The following is a 17,049-nucleotide window of genomic DNA, read 5'->3' on the forward strand; positions in this document are numbered from 1 at the left end:
TAGCCCGGCGGGTTCACTGGTCTTTCAGTGGCCCCGCCGGGCTGTTGTGTGTCCCGTTCGCCGTTGTGTGAGTGGTTCTGTGACGGGTGCTGGGCCTACTTCGGCTTGGCGGCGCCGGCGGTGGCCTTGGTGTCGACCTTCGGGAGGGGGAACACCCGTATGAACGTCTCGAGGAGTGTGCGCGGCCCGTCCAGTTCCACCAACCCGCACGTGGCGGCCTGCATGAGTGCCCGGTACGAGGCCAGGCCGTCCGGCTCGAAGGTGATGGCCAGGTCGGGCTTGCCCGGCAGCGGCCCGACGCCGGATTCAAGTTTCCCGTCGGTGACCGCCGCGTGCAGCACCATGGCGGGGGAGCGGATCTCCCACGACGCGTTCACTCCCGCTGCCGCCTCCGGATCGAACACGGCTCGGAGCGACAGGATCACCGAGCCGGGGGTGACGACATCCCCGGGCTGAGGTTCTTCGAGCTGGGTCGCTCCCCAGAGGCCGAGGGTGAGGATCGCCGGTTCGAGGTCACGTCCCACGGGCGTCAGGGCATACAGAACACCGCGCTGCGGCGCCGGTGCGATGCGGCGCTCCACCAGGCCCGCCTGCTCCAGCTCCTTGAGCCGGGTGGAGAGCACGTTGGTTGGGATGCCCGGCAGGCCGTTGAGCAGGTCGGTGTACCGCTGCGGCTGAGCTGCGAGATCACGGACGACCAATAGGGCCCACCGTTCGCCGACCAGCTCCAGGGCCCGGGCGAGGCCACAGTACTGCCCGTAATCACGACGTTTCATTCTGCAAGAATATCAAACTTGCGTATGTGATGCAGGAATTGCATGTGGATACTTTACTTGCAAAGATGCAGTGAAGCGTCTTACGGTGATCGGCATGAATCAAAGAAGCCAGGTGGCTGCCCCTACTCCAGCGATCGGGCAGGCAGCGACATACAACCCTCGCGCGATCCTCGCCGTCCTTTCGCTCGCCGCGTTCATGGCGAGCCTGGACGTCTTCATCGTCAACGTCGCCTTCGACAAGATCGGCGAGAGTTTCCACGGTTCGTCGATCAGCGATCTGAGCTGGGTGCTCAACGCGTACGCGATCATCTACGCGGCCCTCCTGGTCCCGCTCGGCCGCCTGGCGGACAAGATCGGCCGCAAGCGGATGTTCCTCCTGGGGCTCGGGTTGTTCACCCTGGCGAGCGTGGTCTGCGCGGCAGCCCCAGGGCTGTGGTGGCTCGTGGCGTTCCGGGCGATCCAGGCCGTCGGCGCGGCCGCACTGACGCCCACCTCGCTCGGCCTCCTGCTGGCCTCGGTGCCGCCGGAGAAGCGCATGCCGTACGTCCGGATCTGGTCCGCCGTGGCGGGGATCGCCGCGGCGGCCGGCCCCGTCATAGGGGGCCTGCTCGTCTCGGCGAGCTGGCGCTGGGTGTTCCTCGTGAACCTGCCGGTCGGCATCGTCGCACTCATCGCGGCCGCCCGGGTCGTACCGGACTCGCGGGACGCCAAGGTCTCCAAAGTCCCCGACCTGCTCGGAGCCGGCGCGCTGACCCTGGGGACAGGCGCGCTCGCGCTGGCCATCGTGAAGGGCGGCGACTGGGGCTGGGGCAGCGGCGACACCCTCACGGCCTTCATCGTCGCGGCCGTGCTCCTGGTCTGGTTCGTCTGGCGAGCCGAGCATCACCCCGTGCCCCTCGTCGAGCCCGACCTCTACAAGGTCCGCACCTTCGCCGCGGCGAACATCGCGATGATCGCCTTCAGCATCGGCTTCGCCGGCTACCTCCTCACCCTCGTCCTCTGGTTGCAGAACGTCTGGCACTGGTCGACCATCTCCACAGGGCTCGCCGTAGCCCCGGGCCCCGCGGTCGTGCCGATCATCACCGTGCTCGTACAGCGGCTCGGCCGCCGCGTGCAGCCCGGTGTACTCACCACACTCGGCTGCCTCACCTTCGGAGCCGGGATCGTCACGACGCTCCTGCTGGTGGGCCCCCACGGTTCGAACTACGCGAGCGGGCTGCTGCCCGGCGAGCTCCTCTCCGGCATCGGCATCGGGCTGGCCCTGCCCACCCTGCTCGGCTCCGCGACCGCCGGACTGCCACCGCACCGCACCTCCACCGGCAGCGGGGTCATCAACATGACGCGCCAGATCGGGTACGTACTGGGCGTCAGCGTCATCCTCGCGATCCTCGGCACACCGACCTCCTACGCCCGCGCGCACAGCGCGTTCACCCACGGCTGGTGGACCCTGGCGGCCATCGAGGTGGCCGCGGCGGTGGCCGGCCTGGGCCTGCTCGACCGACGCGCGAAAGCGAAGTGACGTTCGCCCGCTGCCCGTAGAGAGCCGTTCTTCCGCCGGCCCCAGCTTGTCGAGGCAGGCCGTGGAGCGGACGTGCTCGCCCGGGTTCTCCGCCATGGCGTCAACCTTCATGGAGCGTGCTCCCCGCGCTCCGGCTCGGTCATCTCAACCGTCGTCTGTGAACGTCCGCAGAAGCGTTCAACGCGTGCACGCATCGGTCTTCTCTGCCGGGTTCTGTCGCGGCGCCGGGTCTGCCTCACTGGAGGTGGACAACGGCGTGTCGTGGCCGGTCTCGGCGGCTGGCTCCGGTCCAGCCGCCTTCAGAGCCACACTCCGTCCCATCCGGAAGATCACCGGCCTCCCGGGCTGTCTCTTCCCCGACCTCTTGAGGATGTGTGCACCTCTCATGACGATGCGAACCAGTCTTCTGCTGGGAACGACGGCCGAAGCGGGAGGAGGGCTGCGGTCCCTGCCCGCCGAGCAGGTGCCGGTGCTGGCGGCGGAGATCAGAGAGTTCCTGGTCGAGAAGGTGTGTGCGTCGGGCGGGCATCTGGGTCCGAATCTGGGGATGGTGGAGCTGACGCTCGCTCTGCACCGGGTGTTCGAGTCCCCGCGGGACGCGCTGGTGTTCGACATCGGTCATCAGGCTTATGTGCACAAGCTGCTGACCGGCCGCCGTGACGCGTTCGACTCGCTGCGGCGGGCCGGAGGGCTGACGGGGTATCCCTCACGTTCGGAGTCGGTGCACGACCTGGTGGAGAACTCGCACGCTTCCACCGCGCTGTCGTACGCGGACGGTCTGGCCAAGGCCCGCCAACTCGCCGGTGAGAGTGACCGTGCGGTGGTGGCGGTCATCGGCGACGGCGCGATGACCGGCGGCCTGGCGTGGGAAGCGCTGAACAACCTCGGCGCCGCGAAGGACCGGCCCGTCATCATCGTCCTCAACGACAACGGCCGCTCCTACGCCCCTACCACCGGAGCCCTCGCCGAGCACCTGAACGTGCTGAAATTCGGCGGCGGCGCGGAAGCGTGCCGCAATCTGTTCACCGATCTCGGCTTCGCCTACTCCGGGCCCGTCGACGGACACGACACCGGGGAGATCGAGCAGGCGTTACGACAGGCCCGCGCCCTGTCCCGGCCGGTGGTCGTGCATGTGATGACGGTCAAGGGCAAGGGCTACCGGCCCGCCGAGACGGACGAGGCGGACTGCCTGCACGCGGTGGGCGAAGTCGACCCGGCCACCGGTCGCCCCGTCCCCACCCGCACGGCCAAGGCCGCGTCGTGGACCAGTGTCTTCGGCCAGGAACTCCGCCAGATCGCCGCCGGGCACCCCGAGGTGGTGGCCATCACCGCCTCCATGCTGAGCCCGACGGGCCTGCTCCCCATGCAACAGGCATTCCCGGAGCGGGTGTTCGAGGTCGGAATCGCCGAGCAGCACGCCGTCACCAGCGCGGCCGGGCTGGCGATGGGCGGCTACCACCCCGTCGTCGCGATCTACGCCACCTTCCTGAACCGGGCCTTCGACCAGGTCCTCATGGACGTGGCCCTGCACCGGCTGCCCGTCACGTTCGTCCTGGACCGGGCCGGTATCACCGGCCCCGACGGACCGAGTCATCACGGTATGTGGGACCTCGCCGTTCTCTCCACGATCCCCGGCCTGCGCATCGCCGCCCCCCGAGACGCCACGCGGCTGCGTGAACAGCTGCGCGAGGCCACCACCGCCCAGGGCGGGCCCAGCGTGCTGCGGCTGCCCAAAGCCACCGTGGGCTCCGACATCGAGGCGCTCACCCGCATGGACGGCCTGGACATCCTGCACCGCACCCGCCGCGGCCCCCTGGATGTGCTGCTCGTTCCCACCGGCCCGCTCGCCGCGGCCGCCATGGACGCCGCCGTGCTGCTCGAGGAACAGGGGCTGGGGGTGACGGTCGCCGATCCGGGCTGGGTGCTGCCCGTCAACCCCGCTCTGCCCGCCCTGGCGGCCCGCCACCGTGTGACCCTCACGGTCGAGGACGGACTGCGCACCGGAGGCTTCGGCACCGCCCTGGCCCAGGCCTGCACCGATACGGCCGTGTCCGCCCCGGTGATCAGTTGCGGTCTGCCGACCGCCTTCATCCCCCAGGCGCCCCGCACCCACCTGCTCGGCAGGGCAGGACTCGACGGTACCGGCCTCTCCACCGCGGCCCTGGCCCATCTGCGCCCGGGCCCGACAGAGCACGCACCGGCTCCCACTCCCAGGAGCACTCGATGACCGCCCTCGGCCTAGGCCCGCCCACCCCGTCCCCCGCGTCCCGGGCCACGCCGATTCCAGCGCGCCGCCGCCCGACCCGGCAACTGAACGTCGGAACGGTGCCCGTGGGCGGCGGCGCCCCGATCTCCGTACAGACCATGACCACGACCTTGACCGCCGACGTCGACGCCACGCTGCGGCAGATCGCCGAAATCACCGCCGCCGGCTGCGACATCGTCCGCGTCGCCGTCCCCTCCCAGGACGACGCCGACGCCCTGCCCGCCATCGTGGCCAAGTCCCCGATCCCGGTGATCGCCGACATTCACTTCCAGCCCCGCTACGTCTTCCAGTCCATCGACGCCGGCTGCGCCGCCGTCCGCGTCAACCCCGGCAACATCAAGAAGTTCGACGACAGGGTGGGCGAGATCGCCCAAGCCGCCACGGCGGCCGCGGTGCCCATCCGCATCGGCGTCAATGCCGGCTCCCTCGACCCACGCCTCCTCGCCAAACACGGCTCCGCCACTCCCGAAGCCCTCGTGGAGTCCGCCCTGTGGGAGTGCTCCCTGTTCGAGGAACACGGCTTCAGGGACTTGAAGATCGCGGTCAAGCACCACGACCCCATGACGATGATCGCCGCGAACCGGCTGCTCGCCGCCCGCTGCGACTACCCCCTCCACCTCGGAGTCACCGAAGCCGGCCCCGCCTTCCAAGGAGCCATCAAGTCCGCCGTCGCCTTCGGCGTCCTCCTCGGCGAGGGCATCGGAGACACCATCCGCGTCTCCCTCTCCGACGACCCGGTGCAGCAGGTCAAGGCCGGCTGCCACATCCTCGCCGCCCTCGGCCTGCGCCCCCGCAAACTCGAAATCGTCTCCTGCCCCGGCTGCGGCCGCCTCCAGGTCGACATCCACAAACTCGCCGGCCGGGTCGAGGCCGCCTTCGACGGCTTCCCCCACCCCTTGCGCATTGCCGTCATGGGCTGCGTCGTCAACGGACCCGGCGAATCCCGCGAAGCCGACCTCGGCGTCTCCTGCGGCAACGGCAAGGGCCAGATCTACCGACAGGGCCGCGTCCTGCGCACCGTACCGGAATCGAAGATCGTCGAGGCATTGATGGACGAAGCTCTCGCTCTCACCGCCGCCTGCGACGACGAGGCAGGTGATCAGCCATGACCGCTTCCAGCGGTATCCACACCGCCCCCGCGTACTCCTCCCACGCCTCGGCCGCGTTCCGGAAAGGCGAGGTGCGCCAACGCGTCTCGCAGATCCTGGACGACTTCGTCGACGGCAAGATCACCGCAGCCAGGACCGGCGCCCTCCCCGAGGAACTCGCCCAGTACGTCGGGGATCTCCTCAACGCCGGCGGCAAGCGCATCCGCCCGCTGCTCTGCGTGCTGGGGTGGCACGCCGCGGGGGGCACAGGCAGTGTGAATCAGGCGGCACGGGTCGGAGCCGCACTGGAGATGTTCCACGCCTTCTGCCTGGTCCATGACGATGTGATGGACCACTCCGCGACCCGCCGCGGCCGGCCCGCCATGCACCATGCCCTGGCTGCCCACCACAGCAAGGACCGCACCCCGCAGGCGGCCACCGACATCGGCACCGCGGCCGCCATCCTCCTGGGCGACCTCGCCCTGATCTGGTCCGACGAACTCCTGCACGCCCCCGAGACAGCCCTGGACGCGCGGCAACGCACCCACGTACTCCCCCTGATCGACACCATGCGCAACGAGGTGCTGTACGGCCAATACCTCGACCTGACCGCCACCAGCCACCCCACCCCCGACGTCGGCCGCGCCCTGCGCATCATCCGCTACAAGACCGCCAAGTACACCGTCGAACGCCCCCTGCACATCGGCGCCGCCCTCGCCGGCGCCCCCGACGCCCTCCTCGCCCAGCTCAGCGCGTTCGCCGTGCCCCTGGGAGAGGCCTTCCAGCTGCGCGACGATCTCCTCGGCGTCTTCGGCCATCCGGACGAGACCGGGAAACCGGCCCTGGACGACCTGCGCGAGGGCAAGCACACCTGCCTGATCGCACTCACCCTGCACCGGGCCCCCCGCGCCCAGGCCGATCAGCTGCGCCTGCTCGTGGGATGCCCCACCCTGACCGAAGACCAAGCACACGTCGCACGGCGCATCATCACCGCCTCCGGGGCCCCGGACACGGTCGAGGAGATGATCCGCGAACGGTACGCGCGCGCCTCGTCCGCCCTGGCCGCGGCCGCTGTCCCCGCCGATACCCGCACCAGCCTCCAACACATCGCCCACCAGGCCGTATGGAGGACCACATGAACACCGCCACCCCGCCCCAGGGCCACCCGGCCCGTCCCACCCGGGCCACGAAGCGGGTACTGCTCGCGTCACCGCGAGGCTGGTGCGCCGGGGTGGACCGTGCCGTGGCCGCCGTCGAGAAGGCGCTGGAGCTGTACGGGGCCCCGATCTATGTCCGCCACGAGATCGTCCACAACAAGTACGTCGTGCGGACCCTGGAACGTAAGGGCGCGATCTTCGTCGAGCAGACGGAGGAGGTCCCCGAGGGCTCCCTCGTCGTGTTCTCGGCGCACGGCGTGGCCCCGGCCGTGCACGCGGAGGCAGCCGAGCGGAAGCTCACCACCATCGACGCGACCTGCCCACTGGTGACCAAGGTCCACAAGGAAGCGGTCCGGTACGCGAACGAGGACTACGACATCCTCCTGATCGGCCACGAGGGCCATGAGGAAGTCATCGGCACCTCCGGTGAGGCCCCGGACCGCATCACCCTGGTCGACGGCCCCGCGGACGTCGCCAAGGTCGAGGTCCGTGACGAGTCGAAGGTCGTCTGGCTCTCCCAGACCACCCTCTCCGTGGACGAGACGATGGAAACGGTCGACGCGCTGAAGAACAGGTTCCCGAACCTGCTCTCGCCGCCCAGCGACGACATCTGCTACGCCACGCAGAACCGCCAGATCGCGGTCAAGAAGCTCGCCGAAGAAGCCCAGTTGGTCATCGTCGTCGGCTCCCGCAACTCGTCGAACTCCCAGCGCATGGTCGAGGCCGCCCTCGGCGCCGGCGCGGACGCCGCCCACCTGGTGGACTTCGCCGACGAGATCGACGAAGCCTGGCTTCAGAGCGTCACCACGGTCGGCCTGACCTCCGGCGCATCGGTCCCCGACGTGCTCGTCGACGGCGTCCTCACGTGGCTGGCCGAGCGCGGCTACACGGACGTGGAGACCGTCAGGACCGCCGACGAGTCCATCACCTTCTCGCCGCCCAGGGAACTCCGCCGCGACCTGCGCACGCCACCGGTGGACAACCCGTGACACCCCACCGACTCCATGCCCTGAGGCAATGCCCTGAGGCCGAAGCATCCAGTCATCATCGAGGAAGGAGTACAGCATGCCTTCAGGCTCACAGTCGGTGACGGTCCCCGGCCCTGAGCACGTACGCCGCCTGCGGGCCCAGGGGGAGCGCATCACGGATGTGTGGGACGCCGTCGCCTGCGGACTCACCGCTGGTCGTGGATGTGCCGAGCGCCTCACCCAGGTGGAAGCGGCCGTGCACCGTGCGCCGGACGGTACGCCCCGGATGCGGTGCGCGGATGAACTCCCCATGTACAGGGTCCAGGAGCCGGTCTACGAACCCTACCGGTCGGCGGAGGTACCGAGCTTTGAGGCAGGGGACCGTGCGGCCCGCCGGATCCTGGGCGCAGCCTTCGCCCCCGAGGTCCTCCAGAGCGTGATGGAAAGCCCGCTTCTGGCGACGGCTCAGGTCACCGCCGCGCAGATCCAGGCCGGGCTGTGGACGGCGCGGAAGGACAGCCTGGCAGCCCTGATAGAAGCGGTGCCCAGGAAAGGCGGTGAAGTGACCAGGATCCTGGACGAATACTGCGTACGCCATGCCGGAAGTCCCCTCCAGGCCGCGCCGATGGCCCTGCGCGACTTCATCCTGCTGTGGTTTGCCGCCGCCTTCATCCGCGCGGACGGCCGGACGCTCGACCTGTGCGGTTCAACGTCATGCTTGATGATGGCCGTCGACTACGTCGACGCTCGGGACGACGCCGGGGGCGGCGGCCACGCCGCCTACGCGACAGCGGCCAGTGAGGGACTTGCCTGCCTCGGAGGGAAATCCGTCACTCAAGCCCTGCGGGACACGGTGCTCGTGGACGCCGTCCTCAACGCCCGGGACATCACGACGGCAGCGACCAGTCGTATGACGGACCCGAGCGGATTCGTCGACGCCGCGGGCGGACCGGTGACACCCCAGGAGTACCTGCGGGCACGCTGGTGGGACGCCGCCATGGTCCCCTACCACCGCCTGCCCATGAGCGCGCCCGGATACCGGCACGTCACCGACGAACTGGGCACCTTCACGGTGGCCGACCGCTGTGGGGCGATCAAGCGCGCCCTCGACTGCGCCATCCGCTACAACGACATCGTCGACATCGTGCCGGACTGCGCCAACGGAGAGTCCTTCAACGAGATACTCCTCGCGCTGGCGTCCAGGGGAGGACATGCCGTGTACGGCTACGCGGACGCCCTCGCACGAGTCACCGACGATGTTCTCCGGTGCGACTGCGGTGCTGGCGGACACGAGGAAGCGGCCGAACTGGCCATGGGTGACTGCCTGTTCTACCTGCTGACCACTCGCTACCAGCTGCGGAGGCAACTGCGAGGCCTGTCGGCCGCGGGCGGCGCGATCAAGGAAGCCTATGCGCGGCGGCCACCAGGCGCACGGCTGAAAGCCGTGGCCTCCACCACGCTGCGGCCGGGAAACCTCCTGTACTCGGATGCCTGGGAACCCCTGTGGGAGCCGGTCGAAGCGGCACACCACATGCCCGGGAGGTGGGCAGACCACCTCGCCCGGCGCGCGGCACGGCGCGGCCTTCCGGCCGACACGGCCGCGCGCGACCGCGAACGGTGTGAAACCGTCATCACGTCGCTCCTGGCCGACTGCGACACCGCTCCCCTCGAGTCCCTGCCCACCCTCGCGAAGCGATGGGGTGAGGTCTTCGACGGTGTGCTCACGGCTGCGGTGGCGGACCACGCGCCACTGCGCCAACACTCCCGTACTTTGCGGGAACTTATCGAACGCATCTGGCTGCTGTGCGTCGTGGATGGCGATGACGGTACGCCGCACCCGGCGGAACGGGCTGACGAGCAGTTGGCCATGGACACCACCCAGGCTCTTTTCGCCACCTATGGGCTCTCCCCGACCGAGGGCTTGGCCATCAGGCGGGCCTTCAGCGGTGTGGCGACCAGCGCTGTCGAGTTGAGCGGCCTCAACCCCTACAGCCGCCTGTCCGACGGCATCAGCCGGATCCTGCTGGACCACAACTCGCACGGGTGATCGCTGTGGTGATCGTGTTCGACTGGATCGTCAGCGCCCCGGAGTCGTTGCCCTACTTCTTCTTCGCGCTGTCGGCCATGGCTGCGGGTGCGGTTGCTGAGCCGGTCACTCCGTTACGGGCAGGCATTCGGTGAGCAGGGCGGTGACGTCGCGCCAGGCGCGCTGGGCGTGTCGGGGGTGGTGGCCGACGCCGGGGACCGTGGGATGGTCGACCGGCGGGTGGTGGAAGGCGTGCAGGGCGCCGCCGTAGACCACGAGGCGCCAGTCGACGCCCGCCGCCTGCATCTCGGCGGTGAACGCGTCCCGTTGCGCGGGAGGCATGATCGGGTCTTCCGACCCGACCCCGGCCCACACCGGGCAGCGGATGCGCGCCGACTCGCCCGGCCGGCCCGTCGTCAGCGCGTTGACCGTGCCGATCGCGCGCAGGTCGACGCCGTCACGCCCGAGTTCCAGCGCGACGGCGCCGCCGGTGCCATAGCCGATGGCGGCGATCCGGTCGGGGTCGGTCCGCGGTTCGGCGCGCAACACGTCGAGCGCCGCGTGGCCGATGCCCCGCATCCGGTCGGGGTCGGCGAGCAGCGGCAGGCAACGGGCCAGCATCTCGTCCGGGTCGCCCAGGTAGCGTCCGCCGTGGAGGTCGAAGGCCAGCGCCACGTATCCCAGTTCGGCCAGCGCGTCCGCCCGGCGGCGCTCGACGTCGCTGAGCCCCATGCCCTCCGGTCCGACCAGCACTGCGGGCCGGCGGCCGACGCCGGCCGGGAGCGCGAGGTGCCCGGTCATCGTGAGGCCGTCGGCCGGGTACTCGACCGTGCGCGTGGTCATCGTCGGCATCGTCGTCATGAGACCGACCGTAGTGATCGTCGCGCCCGGCCGGGCCGGTGTTCTCCGCCGGCGGACAGCGGGGGAGTGCCTCCTGAGCCGGACGCGAAGGGGTTCGCGAACGCGTTCGCTTGTGCCCGCGCGACGGGGCCCGGGGTGATGCGGCGACCGGTCGGTCTCGCTCGCCGCATCACCCCCGCCTGCCGTGCGGTGTCGTTACTTCGCCTCGCTCTCCGCCGGCTCCTTCGTGAAGGCCGCCGCCGTCGTGCGCAGCGGGACCTCCTTGATGAAGAAGGCCAGGACGAAGGCGAACACCAGCACCACCGCGCCCACCAGGAACGCGACCGTGACCGCGTTCGTGAAGCCGACCTTGAAGGGGTGGGCGAGAACCGGGTCGAGGTGGTTGAGGAACGACGTGTTGTCGAGGGTGCCCGCCGAGCCGGAGGACGCCGACGTCAGTGTCTTGAGCTGGTCGGGGTGGGCCTTCGCGGCGGCCTGGAAGGCCGCAGTGCCGCGTGCGTCGGCGAAGGCGTCGCTGATCTTGCCGCCCACCACGGAGTAGACGATCGACAGGAACACGGCGACACCCGCCGTACCGCCCATCTGCCGGAAGAACGTGGTGGACGACGTGGCGACGCCGATGTCGCGCGGCGGCACGGCGTTCTGCATGGCCAGCACGATGGTCTGCATGTTCAGCCCCAGACCGGCGCCGACCACGAACATCGAGATGTCCGTGTAGACGAGGCCGCTGTCGGCCGACAGGCGCCACAGCATGAGCATGCCGATGACGAGCAGTGCGCCGCCGATGATCGGGAAGATCTTGTAGCGGCCGGTACGTGAGGTGATCTGCCCCGCGACGACCGAGAGCGCCATGATGCCCAGCACCAGGGGGAGGGTCAGCAGACCCGCCCTGGTCGGGGAGTTGCCCTTGACGAGCTGGAGGTAGAGCGGCAGCAGGGTGATGCCGCCGAACATGCCGATGCCGATGATCGTCGACTGGGCGGCCCCGACGGCGAACACGCCGTTGCGGAAGAGCCGCATCGGCAGCAGCGCGTCGTCCCCGGCCCGGTGCTCGGCGACCAGGAAGCCGACGACGCCGAGCGCGCCGACGACGTAACAGGCGAGCGAGGAGCCGGAACCCCAGCCCCACGTCCTGCCCTGTTCCGCGACGATCAGCAGCGGCACCAGCGCGACCACGAGCGCGAGGGCACCCGCGAAGTCGATGCGGTGCTCGCGCCGGGTGTGCTCCAGGTGGAGGACCTTGGCCACCACGATCAGCGCCACGACGCCGATCGGGACGTTGATGAGGAAGATCCAGCGCCAGCCGTCGATGCCGAGCAGGGTGTTCTGGCCGGCCAGCGCGCCGCCGACGACCGGGCCGAGCACGCTGGACGTACCGAAGACGGCCATGAAGTAGCCCTGGTACTTCGCGCGTTCACGCGGCGCGATGATGTCGCCGATGATCGCGAAGGCGAGGGAGAACAGGCCGCCGGCGCCTATGCCCTGGAACGCGCGGAACCCGGCGAGCATGTACATCGAGGTGGAGAGGGTGCAGAGCGCCGAGCCGGTGATGAACACCGCGATGGCGAAGAGGAAGAAGGGCTTGCGCCCGTACTGGTCGGACAGTTTGCCGTACATCGGCGTGGCGATCGTCGACGTGATGAGGAACGCCGTGGTCACCCAGGCCTGGGCGGTCAGCCCGTCGAGGCTTTCACCGATCTTGTAGATCGCGGTCGAGACGACGGTCTGGTCCAGGGCCGCCAGGAACATCCCGAGCAGCAGACCGGACAGGATGACCATGATCTGCCGGTGGGTGTAGCCGGTTCTCGGCGCCTCCCCCGTACCGACCGGGCCGATATCGGCGGACGCGGCGCTGGTGGAACTCATGCGGTGCTCTCCTCTCGGCCCGCCGCCGGGCCGAGGCCCTTCCAGTCCTTGTCGGCGAGCACGTTCTTGTACGTTTCAAAGTCGTCGATGAATCGCACCAGCAGTGCGGCCAGCCGCTCACGGTCGTGGTCGTCCCATGCGTGGAGCATTTTCTCGAAGTGCACGTCACGCGACCTGGTGCGGTCGGCGACGGCATGCCGGGCCTTGTCGGTGGCCACCAGGAGGCAGGCGCGGCCGTCATCGGCGTCGGCGCGTCTTTCGAGGAAGCCGTCACGTACGAGCTGTGCCACGTGACGGCTGACGGTGGAGGGATCGGAGTGGACCAGCTCCGCCAGCTTCGTGACGCGCATGGGCCCGTTCTTGACGAGGGCGCCCATGACGATCTGGACCGACCAGTCGACGTCGTCGCGGGCGCGGTCCAGCAGCTGCGCGCGGGTACGGACGAACATCCGCATGAGGCGGTCGACACCGTCGGCGAGCTGCCGGACGGTCTCACCGCCGCCGGACCCCTCGGGTGACGAGCCGGGATCCCCTTCCTGGGGCGGATCACCCATGCCCGTACCTCCCTCCTGCGAGTATATGGTTGCGTGTATCACGCAACCATATACTGTCCCGGCGGTGGTTTCGACGCCGGGGCGGCGCCGGTAGCGCTCGCGGCCGAACCTGGCGAAGCAAGTCCGGATCCCCTTTCATCACGCCCTGCGCCCTGATCCGAACCACAGGCCCCCGTTCCGGGGTCGTCGCCCGCGCGGGAGAGGTATAACTCTGTCTTCGGGCGTCTTCGGGCGAAGACGCGTCAGCGGGGGGGGCTTGTTGAAGCGGGGGCTGCGGCATGTTCTGTTCCTGTGGGCGGCGGCGACACTGCTGTGCGTGTTGCCCGGCGCGCCCGCCCGGGCCGCGGACGACGACTGCCACGCCGGACAGCTGAAGTCGGCGCGGGTCACCGCGTCGGTCCGGTTCACGCACGAGAACGAGGACTACAGCAAGGCCGCGGGGCGCTTCACGGTCCAGGTGCCCAAGTCCTGGAGCCGGGCGCCGGATCTGCTGCTGAACGGCGACACCGAGCGGTACCGGACGGCGATGAGGTGTCTGCTGCGGCGGCCCGACGACCCCTATCCGTACCGGGACACGGAGGGGCGTACCGAGGCGCCCGAGGTGACCGTCGGGAAGAAGTGGGTGACGGTCGACCAGCGGGTCATGACCTGGGTCGTCGCTCTCGGCACCCGCGAGTTCGGGCCCTGGGAACTCACCGTCGGCACCCGGCTGTGGACCCTGGAACTGATCCGTCCGCCCGCCCTGGACGGCTCCTGGTGGCAGGAGGTCACCGTCGACCTGGGCGGAAGGGCCGCCCGGAGCGTCTCCTCGATGCCGACCACGGGCGCCACCACCGACCTGACCTGGAGCAGGGCGAAGCCGGGCGGTACGCCTCCGGGGATACGGGTCGCCCTGCAACCGCCGGCCGCCAAGGCGTCGGCGGCACGGTGGAGCGAGCACCCCTGGTACGTCCTGGACGCGCTGGCCTGGCTGCTGTTGCAGGTGGTCTTCCTCATCCTGCTCCTGGTCGCGGCCGGCACGGTGCGCCGCGCACCCGCCGCCACCCCGCGCACCGACGCGGAGACCCGTACCGTTCGCAACCTGCTGTCCGTGTGCCTGCTGACGTTCGCGGTCACCGTCGTCCAGCTGCTCGACGGTCCGCTGCTGGGCCACTTCGCCGAGCGGGGCACGGCCCTGTTCTGGACGGAGGAGCAGCGCATCGCCGTCCAGTTCGGTCTCACCGTCCTCACCGGATGGGCGCTGTGCGTCTTCGGCAGACCCGGCAGAACCGCGGCCGGTCTCGTGATCGCCGCCACCGCCTACACAGCCGTGGTGGCGTGCCGCCCCGGATGGCTGGGCCTGCCCACCCAGCTGACGCTGGACTGGGAGAACTTCCCCGACGAGGTACGCAGGTTCCGGGAGACCGGGGCCCTGCTCGCATTCGCGGGGGCCTGCGCGTGCGTGGTGCTCATCTGGCTGGTGGGCGCGGCGGCGTCCCTGCTGCGGGTGTGGCGCGCCGTCGACGCCCCGGTGGCCGGACGGCTGTGGGGCCGTTTCCCGCACACCTTGCTGGTCGCGCTGGTCCTGGTGTCGGTGACTGTCTCCGCGGTGAGCGTGTGGACCGCCGAGAACCTGTGGGAGCAGCAGAGCTGGCTCAGCAGACGCGACGCGGACGAGGCTTTCGGACTGCGGCACGTGACGACCCTCTTCAACGACCTGCGCTGGTTCCCCGCCGACTGGCTGGACTGGTTCTACGGCGGCTCCCTCTGGTGGTGGGGCCCGTCGCTGGCGATCCTGGCCGTCCTGCGGGCCCGCGCCGGGGCGGCCCCCGCCCCTCCGGCCGTCCTTCCCGCACCGGCGGACCTGCGCCTCCTGAAGGTCTTCTTCGTCGTCTGCGTCGTGCCGCTGGTCGGCTGGTACGCGGGTGTCCCGCTGCCCCTGCTGCCGCTGCTGGCGCTCTGGCTCGCCCTGACCGGGCTGCTCGCCCTCGGCGCCAGACGCGCGGTCCTGTACCAGAAGCTCTCCTCGGGGCGCCGGCTGCACGAGGTGACGAGGGAATCCGACCGGCGGTACCTGCTCAGGACGGCACGCCGCTACCGGGAGCTCCACGCCCAACTGCGACGCCTCGAACAGGGCCAGCAGGACGAGGACCGCTCCGAGCTGGAACGCAAGCTGGACGCGCTGCACCGGCTGCCGCACCCCGCCCCGCCGCCCGGCCTGCCGCGCACCTGGATCCGGCTGCCCCCGTCCATCGGTCCGGTGGAACTGGCCCTGGCCTGGGGGCCGCAGGCCACCTCATGGGGCAACGCCTTGCGGGCCGCGCGTTTCGCCGCGCTGCTCTCGGTGCCCGCGGTGGCGATACTGGTCTGGGCCGAGCAGGTCCGCGGCATTCAGTGGGACGACAAGTTCCTCCAGCGCTTCGGGTTCGCCGAGGCGGTGATGTCGGCGCTGACCATGGAACTCATCTGGGTCGGCGCCGGGTTCGTGCTGGGCGCCCTGTGGCGGGTGCTGCCCGGCCGGCGTGGTCCGGCCCGGGCCTTCGGTCTGGCACTCGTCTACGCGGCTCCGGTGTTCGTGCAGTGGGCCGGCGACTGGATCGTGGACCAGCCCCTCGGCACCTGGCCGCTCCACCTCAGCCTCACGCTGCTCGTCCTCACCCTGACCGGAGTCGCGATGGACATCGACACGTTCCGCGGGGAGAGGCGCTACTGGCCGACCAGGGCGGGCCTGCTGCTGTCCCTCTACCAGTGGCGTACGGCCTCGCTCCAGATCGCGTTCCTGATCGGCCAGATCGTGGCGCTGGTCACCATCTGGCAGCAGCTGAAGGGCAACGAGCCGATGATCGTGATCGAACGAAGCCCCAGCGAGAACGGGGGCAGCGCGGGGAGCGACGGCCCCTAGCGGTCTGCGGATGCCTTAGCTGTACGGATGCTTTCGCCGTACGGGTGCCGTCGCTGTACGGCGGCGGATCAGACCCTTGCCGGCAGGGCGACGCCGGTCAGTTCCTCGGCCCTGGCCCACAGCCGCTCGTTCGCGGTGGTGTCCCGCGCGCGGCCGGGGACCCGCAGCGGCGCCGTCGGCCCGACGAGGCCGAAGCGGCCGCCGGGGCCGTAGAACATCCCGCCCTCGGCGTCCGGGCTGGTGGCGGCGTACAGGAGGGGTTCGGCACCGGTTTCGACGCCCTGCTTGGGCAGGAAGGTCAGACTGTTGAGCATGGACCGCTTGGGCCTGTCCCGGCCGAGGCTGGCGCCCGAACTTTGGAGGTTGGTGACGGTGTAGCCGGGGTGGGCCGCCGCGCTCAGCAGGTTCCAGCCCCGTTCGCGCGCCACGTCGGCGAGCCGTACCGCCAGCATCAGGTCGGCGAGCTTGGACTGGGCGTAGGTCATGTTCGCGCTGTACCGGCGCCTCTCCCACTGGAGGTCGTCGAAGCGGACGCGCCCGTAACCCGCGGTGCCGCTGGTCATCGTGGCGACGCGCGGCGCGGGCGCCGCGAGCAGTGCGGGAAGCAGCCGCAGGGTGAGGGCGAAGGGACCCAGGAAGTTGCTGCCGAACTGGAGTTCAAAGCCGTCGGCGGTGACCATCCGGGTGGGCGGCGCCATGACGCCCGCGTTGTTGACCAGCAGGTCGAGCTTCCCGTCGGCCAGCACGCCGTCCGCGAACTCCTGGACGGAGCCGAGGTCGGCGAGGTCCAGCCGGCGCACCTCCAGCTCGGCGCCGGGCTGGTCCGCCACGATCTCGGCCCGCGCCCGCTCGCCCTTGGCGGGGGTACGTACGGCCATGATCACGCGCGCTCCGGCGGCGGCCAGCCGACGGGCGGCCTCCTTGCCGGTGCCGCTGTTGGCGCCGGTGACGACGGCGGTCTTCCCGGTCTGGTCGGGAACGGTGTACATGGGGGGCTCCTCAGTGCTCGCGGCCATCCTCGGACCCTCAAGAGACCACGGGTCCGATAATTCGATGGTAGCGGACCGTCGGTCCGATAACAAAAGAC

12 protein-coding genes are annotated in these 17,049 nt (G+C 70.1%); 7 read left to right on the plus strand and 5 right to left on the minus strand.

The genetic code is table 11. The features are described from left to right. Positions 1-95: 95 nt before the first annotated feature. A complete protein-coding gene (locus ACIODU_RS06205) occupies positions 96-776 on the minus strand; it encodes a winged helix-turn-helix transcriptional regulator (protein ID WP_401764464.1) in 681 nt (226 codons plus the stop codon). Between the two features lie 112 nt (positions 777-888). Between ACIODU_RS06205 and ACIODU_RS06210 the strand changes: the two genes are divergently transcribed. The 6 genes from ACIODU_RS06210 to ACIODU_RS06235 all read left to right on the plus strand — a co-directional run bounded on the left by ACIODU_RS06210 (position 889) and on the right by ACIODU_RS06235 (position 9,821). Then, positions 889-2,295 (plus strand): MFS transporter, encoded by a 1,407-nt coding sequence (locus ACIODU_RS06210; RefSeq protein WP_401764467.1) that lies wholly within the window; start codon positions 889-891, stop codon positions 2,293-2,295. Positions 2,296-2,680: 385 nt separating this feature from the next. After that, positions 2,681-4,522 (plus strand): 1-deoxy-D-xylulose-5-phosphate synthase, encoded by a 1,842-nt coding sequence (locus ACIODU_RS06215; protein ID WP_401764470.1) that lies wholly within the window; start codon positions 2,681-2,683, stop codon positions 4,520-4,522. Further along, the gene (gene ispG, locus ACIODU_RS06220; RefSeq protein ID WP_401764472.1) at positions 4,519-5,670 is read left to right on the plus strand and encodes a flavodoxin-dependent (E)-4-hydroxy-3-methylbut-2-enyl-diphosphate synthase; all 1,152 of its coding nucleotides are present in this window, start codon (positions 4,519-4,521) and stop codon (positions 5,668-5,670) included. Before ACIODU_RS06215 ends, ispG begins: the two co-directional genes overlap by 4 nt. After that, on the plus strand, positions 5,667-6,788 hold the full coding sequence (locus ACIODU_RS06225) for a polyprenyl synthetase family protein (RefSeq protein ID WP_401764475.1): 1,122 nt from the start codon (positions 5,667-5,669) through the stop codon (positions 6,786-6,788). The genes ispG and ACIODU_RS06225 overlap by 4 nt, the downstream gene beginning before the upstream one ends. Further along, positions 6,785-7,795 (plus strand): 4-hydroxy-3-methylbut-2-enyl diphosphate reductase, encoded by a 1,011-nt coding sequence (locus ACIODU_RS06230; protein ID WP_401764478.1) that lies wholly within the window; start codon positions 6,785-6,787, stop codon positions 7,793-7,795. Before ACIODU_RS06225 ends, ACIODU_RS06230 begins: the two co-directional genes overlap by 4 nt. Before the next feature lie 289 nt (positions 7,796-8,084). Further along, on the plus strand, positions 8,085-9,821 hold the full coding sequence (locus ACIODU_RS06235; RefSeq protein ID WP_401764481.1) for a hypothetical protein: 1,737 nt from the start codon (positions 8,085-8,087) through the stop codon (positions 9,819-9,821). Positions 9,822-9,926: 105 nt separating this feature from the next. Here ACIODU_RS06235 and ACIODU_RS06240 read toward each other — a convergent pair whose 3' ends face one another. From ACIODU_RS06240 to ACIODU_RS06250, 3 genes are all read right to left on the minus strand, one after another. Next, positions 9,927-10,652, minus strand: a complete 726-nt coding sequence (locus ACIODU_RS06240) for a dienelactone hydrolase family protein (protein WP_401764949.1) — start codon at positions 10,650-10,652, stop codon at positions 9,927-9,929. 204 nt (positions 10,653-10,856) lie between these two features. Then, positions 10,857-12,527, minus strand: coding sequence for an MDR family MFS transporter (locus ACIODU_RS06245; RefSeq protein WP_401764484.1), 1,671 nt, complete (start codon positions 12,525-12,527; stop codon positions 10,857-10,859). Continuing rightward, complete coding sequence (locus ACIODU_RS06250) at positions 12,524-13,081, minus strand: MarR family winged helix-turn-helix transcriptional regulator (RefSeq protein ID WP_401764487.1); 558 nt, start codon at positions 13,079-13,081, stop codon at positions 12,524-12,526. The genes ACIODU_RS06245 and ACIODU_RS06250 overlap by 4 nt, the downstream gene beginning before the upstream one ends. Positions 13,082-13,397: 316 nt before the next feature. On the opposite strand from ACIODU_RS06250, the gene ACIODU_RS06255 reads away from it, so the two are divergent. Then, complete coding sequence (locus ACIODU_RS06255) at positions 13,398-15,962, plus strand: DUF6185 family protein (protein WP_401764490.1); 2,565 nt, start codon at positions 13,398-13,400, stop codon at positions 15,960-15,962. A 68-nt stretch (positions 15,963-16,030) separates the two neighbouring features. Here ACIODU_RS06255 and ACIODU_RS06260 read toward each other — a convergent pair whose 3' ends face one another. After that, a complete protein-coding gene (locus ACIODU_RS06260) occupies positions 16,031-16,951 on the minus strand; it encodes an SDR family oxidoreductase (RefSeq protein ID WP_401764494.1) in 921 nt (306 codons plus the stop codon). Positions 16,952-17,049: the final 98 nt, after the last annotated feature.

Source organism: Streptomyces sp. NPDC088261, from assembly GCF_044740805.1.
In the GTDB taxonomy this organism is placed as follows: Bacteria; Actinomycetota; Actinomycetes; order Streptomycetales; family Streptomycetaceae; genus Streptomyces.

What these genes read in the sequence shown, in the direction of transcription:
- ispG (WP_401764472.1), top strand. Translation starts at nt 4,519, where the DNA reads ATGACCGCCCTCGGCCTAGGCCCGCCCACCCCGTCCCCCGCGTCCCGG.
- ACIODU_RS06250 (WP_401764487.1), bottom strand. Translation starts at nt 13,081, where the DNA reads ATGGGTGATCCGCCCCAGGAAGGGGATCCCGGCTCGTCACCCGAGGGG.
- ACIODU_RS06240 (WP_401764949.1), bottom strand. Translation starts at nt 10,652, where the DNA reads ATGCCGACGATGACCACGCGCACGGTCGAGTACCCGGCCGACGGCCTC.
- ACIODU_RS06260 (WP_401764494.1), bottom strand. Translation starts at nt 16,951, where the DNA reads ATGTACACCGTTCCCGACCAGACCGGGAAGACCGCCGTCGTCACCGGC.
- ACIODU_RS06230 (WP_401764478.1), top strand. Translation starts at nt 6,785, where the DNA reads ATGAACACCGCCACCCCGCCCCAGGGCCACCCGGCCCGTCCCACCCGG.
- ACIODU_RS06225 (WP_401764475.1), top strand. Translation starts at nt 5,667, where the DNA reads ATGACCGCTTCCAGCGGTATCCACACCGCCCCCGCGTACTCCTCCCAC.
- ACIODU_RS06235 (WP_401764481.1), top strand. Translation starts at nt 8,085, where the DNA reads ATGTACAGGGTCCAGGAGCCGGTCTACGAACCCTACCGGTCGGCGGAG.
- ACIODU_RS06245 (WP_401764484.1), bottom strand. Translation starts at nt 12,527, where the DNA reads ATGAGTTCCACCAGCGCCGCGTCCGCCGATATCGGCCCGGTCGGTACG.
- ACIODU_RS06205 (WP_401764464.1), bottom strand. Translation starts at nt 776, where the DNA reads ATGAAACGTCGTGATTACGGGCAGTACTGTGGCCTCGCCCGGGCCCTG.
- ACIODU_RS06215 (WP_401764470.1), top strand. Translation starts at nt 2,681, where the DNA reads ATGACGATGCGAACCAGTCTTCTGCTGGGAACGACGGCCGAAGCGGGA.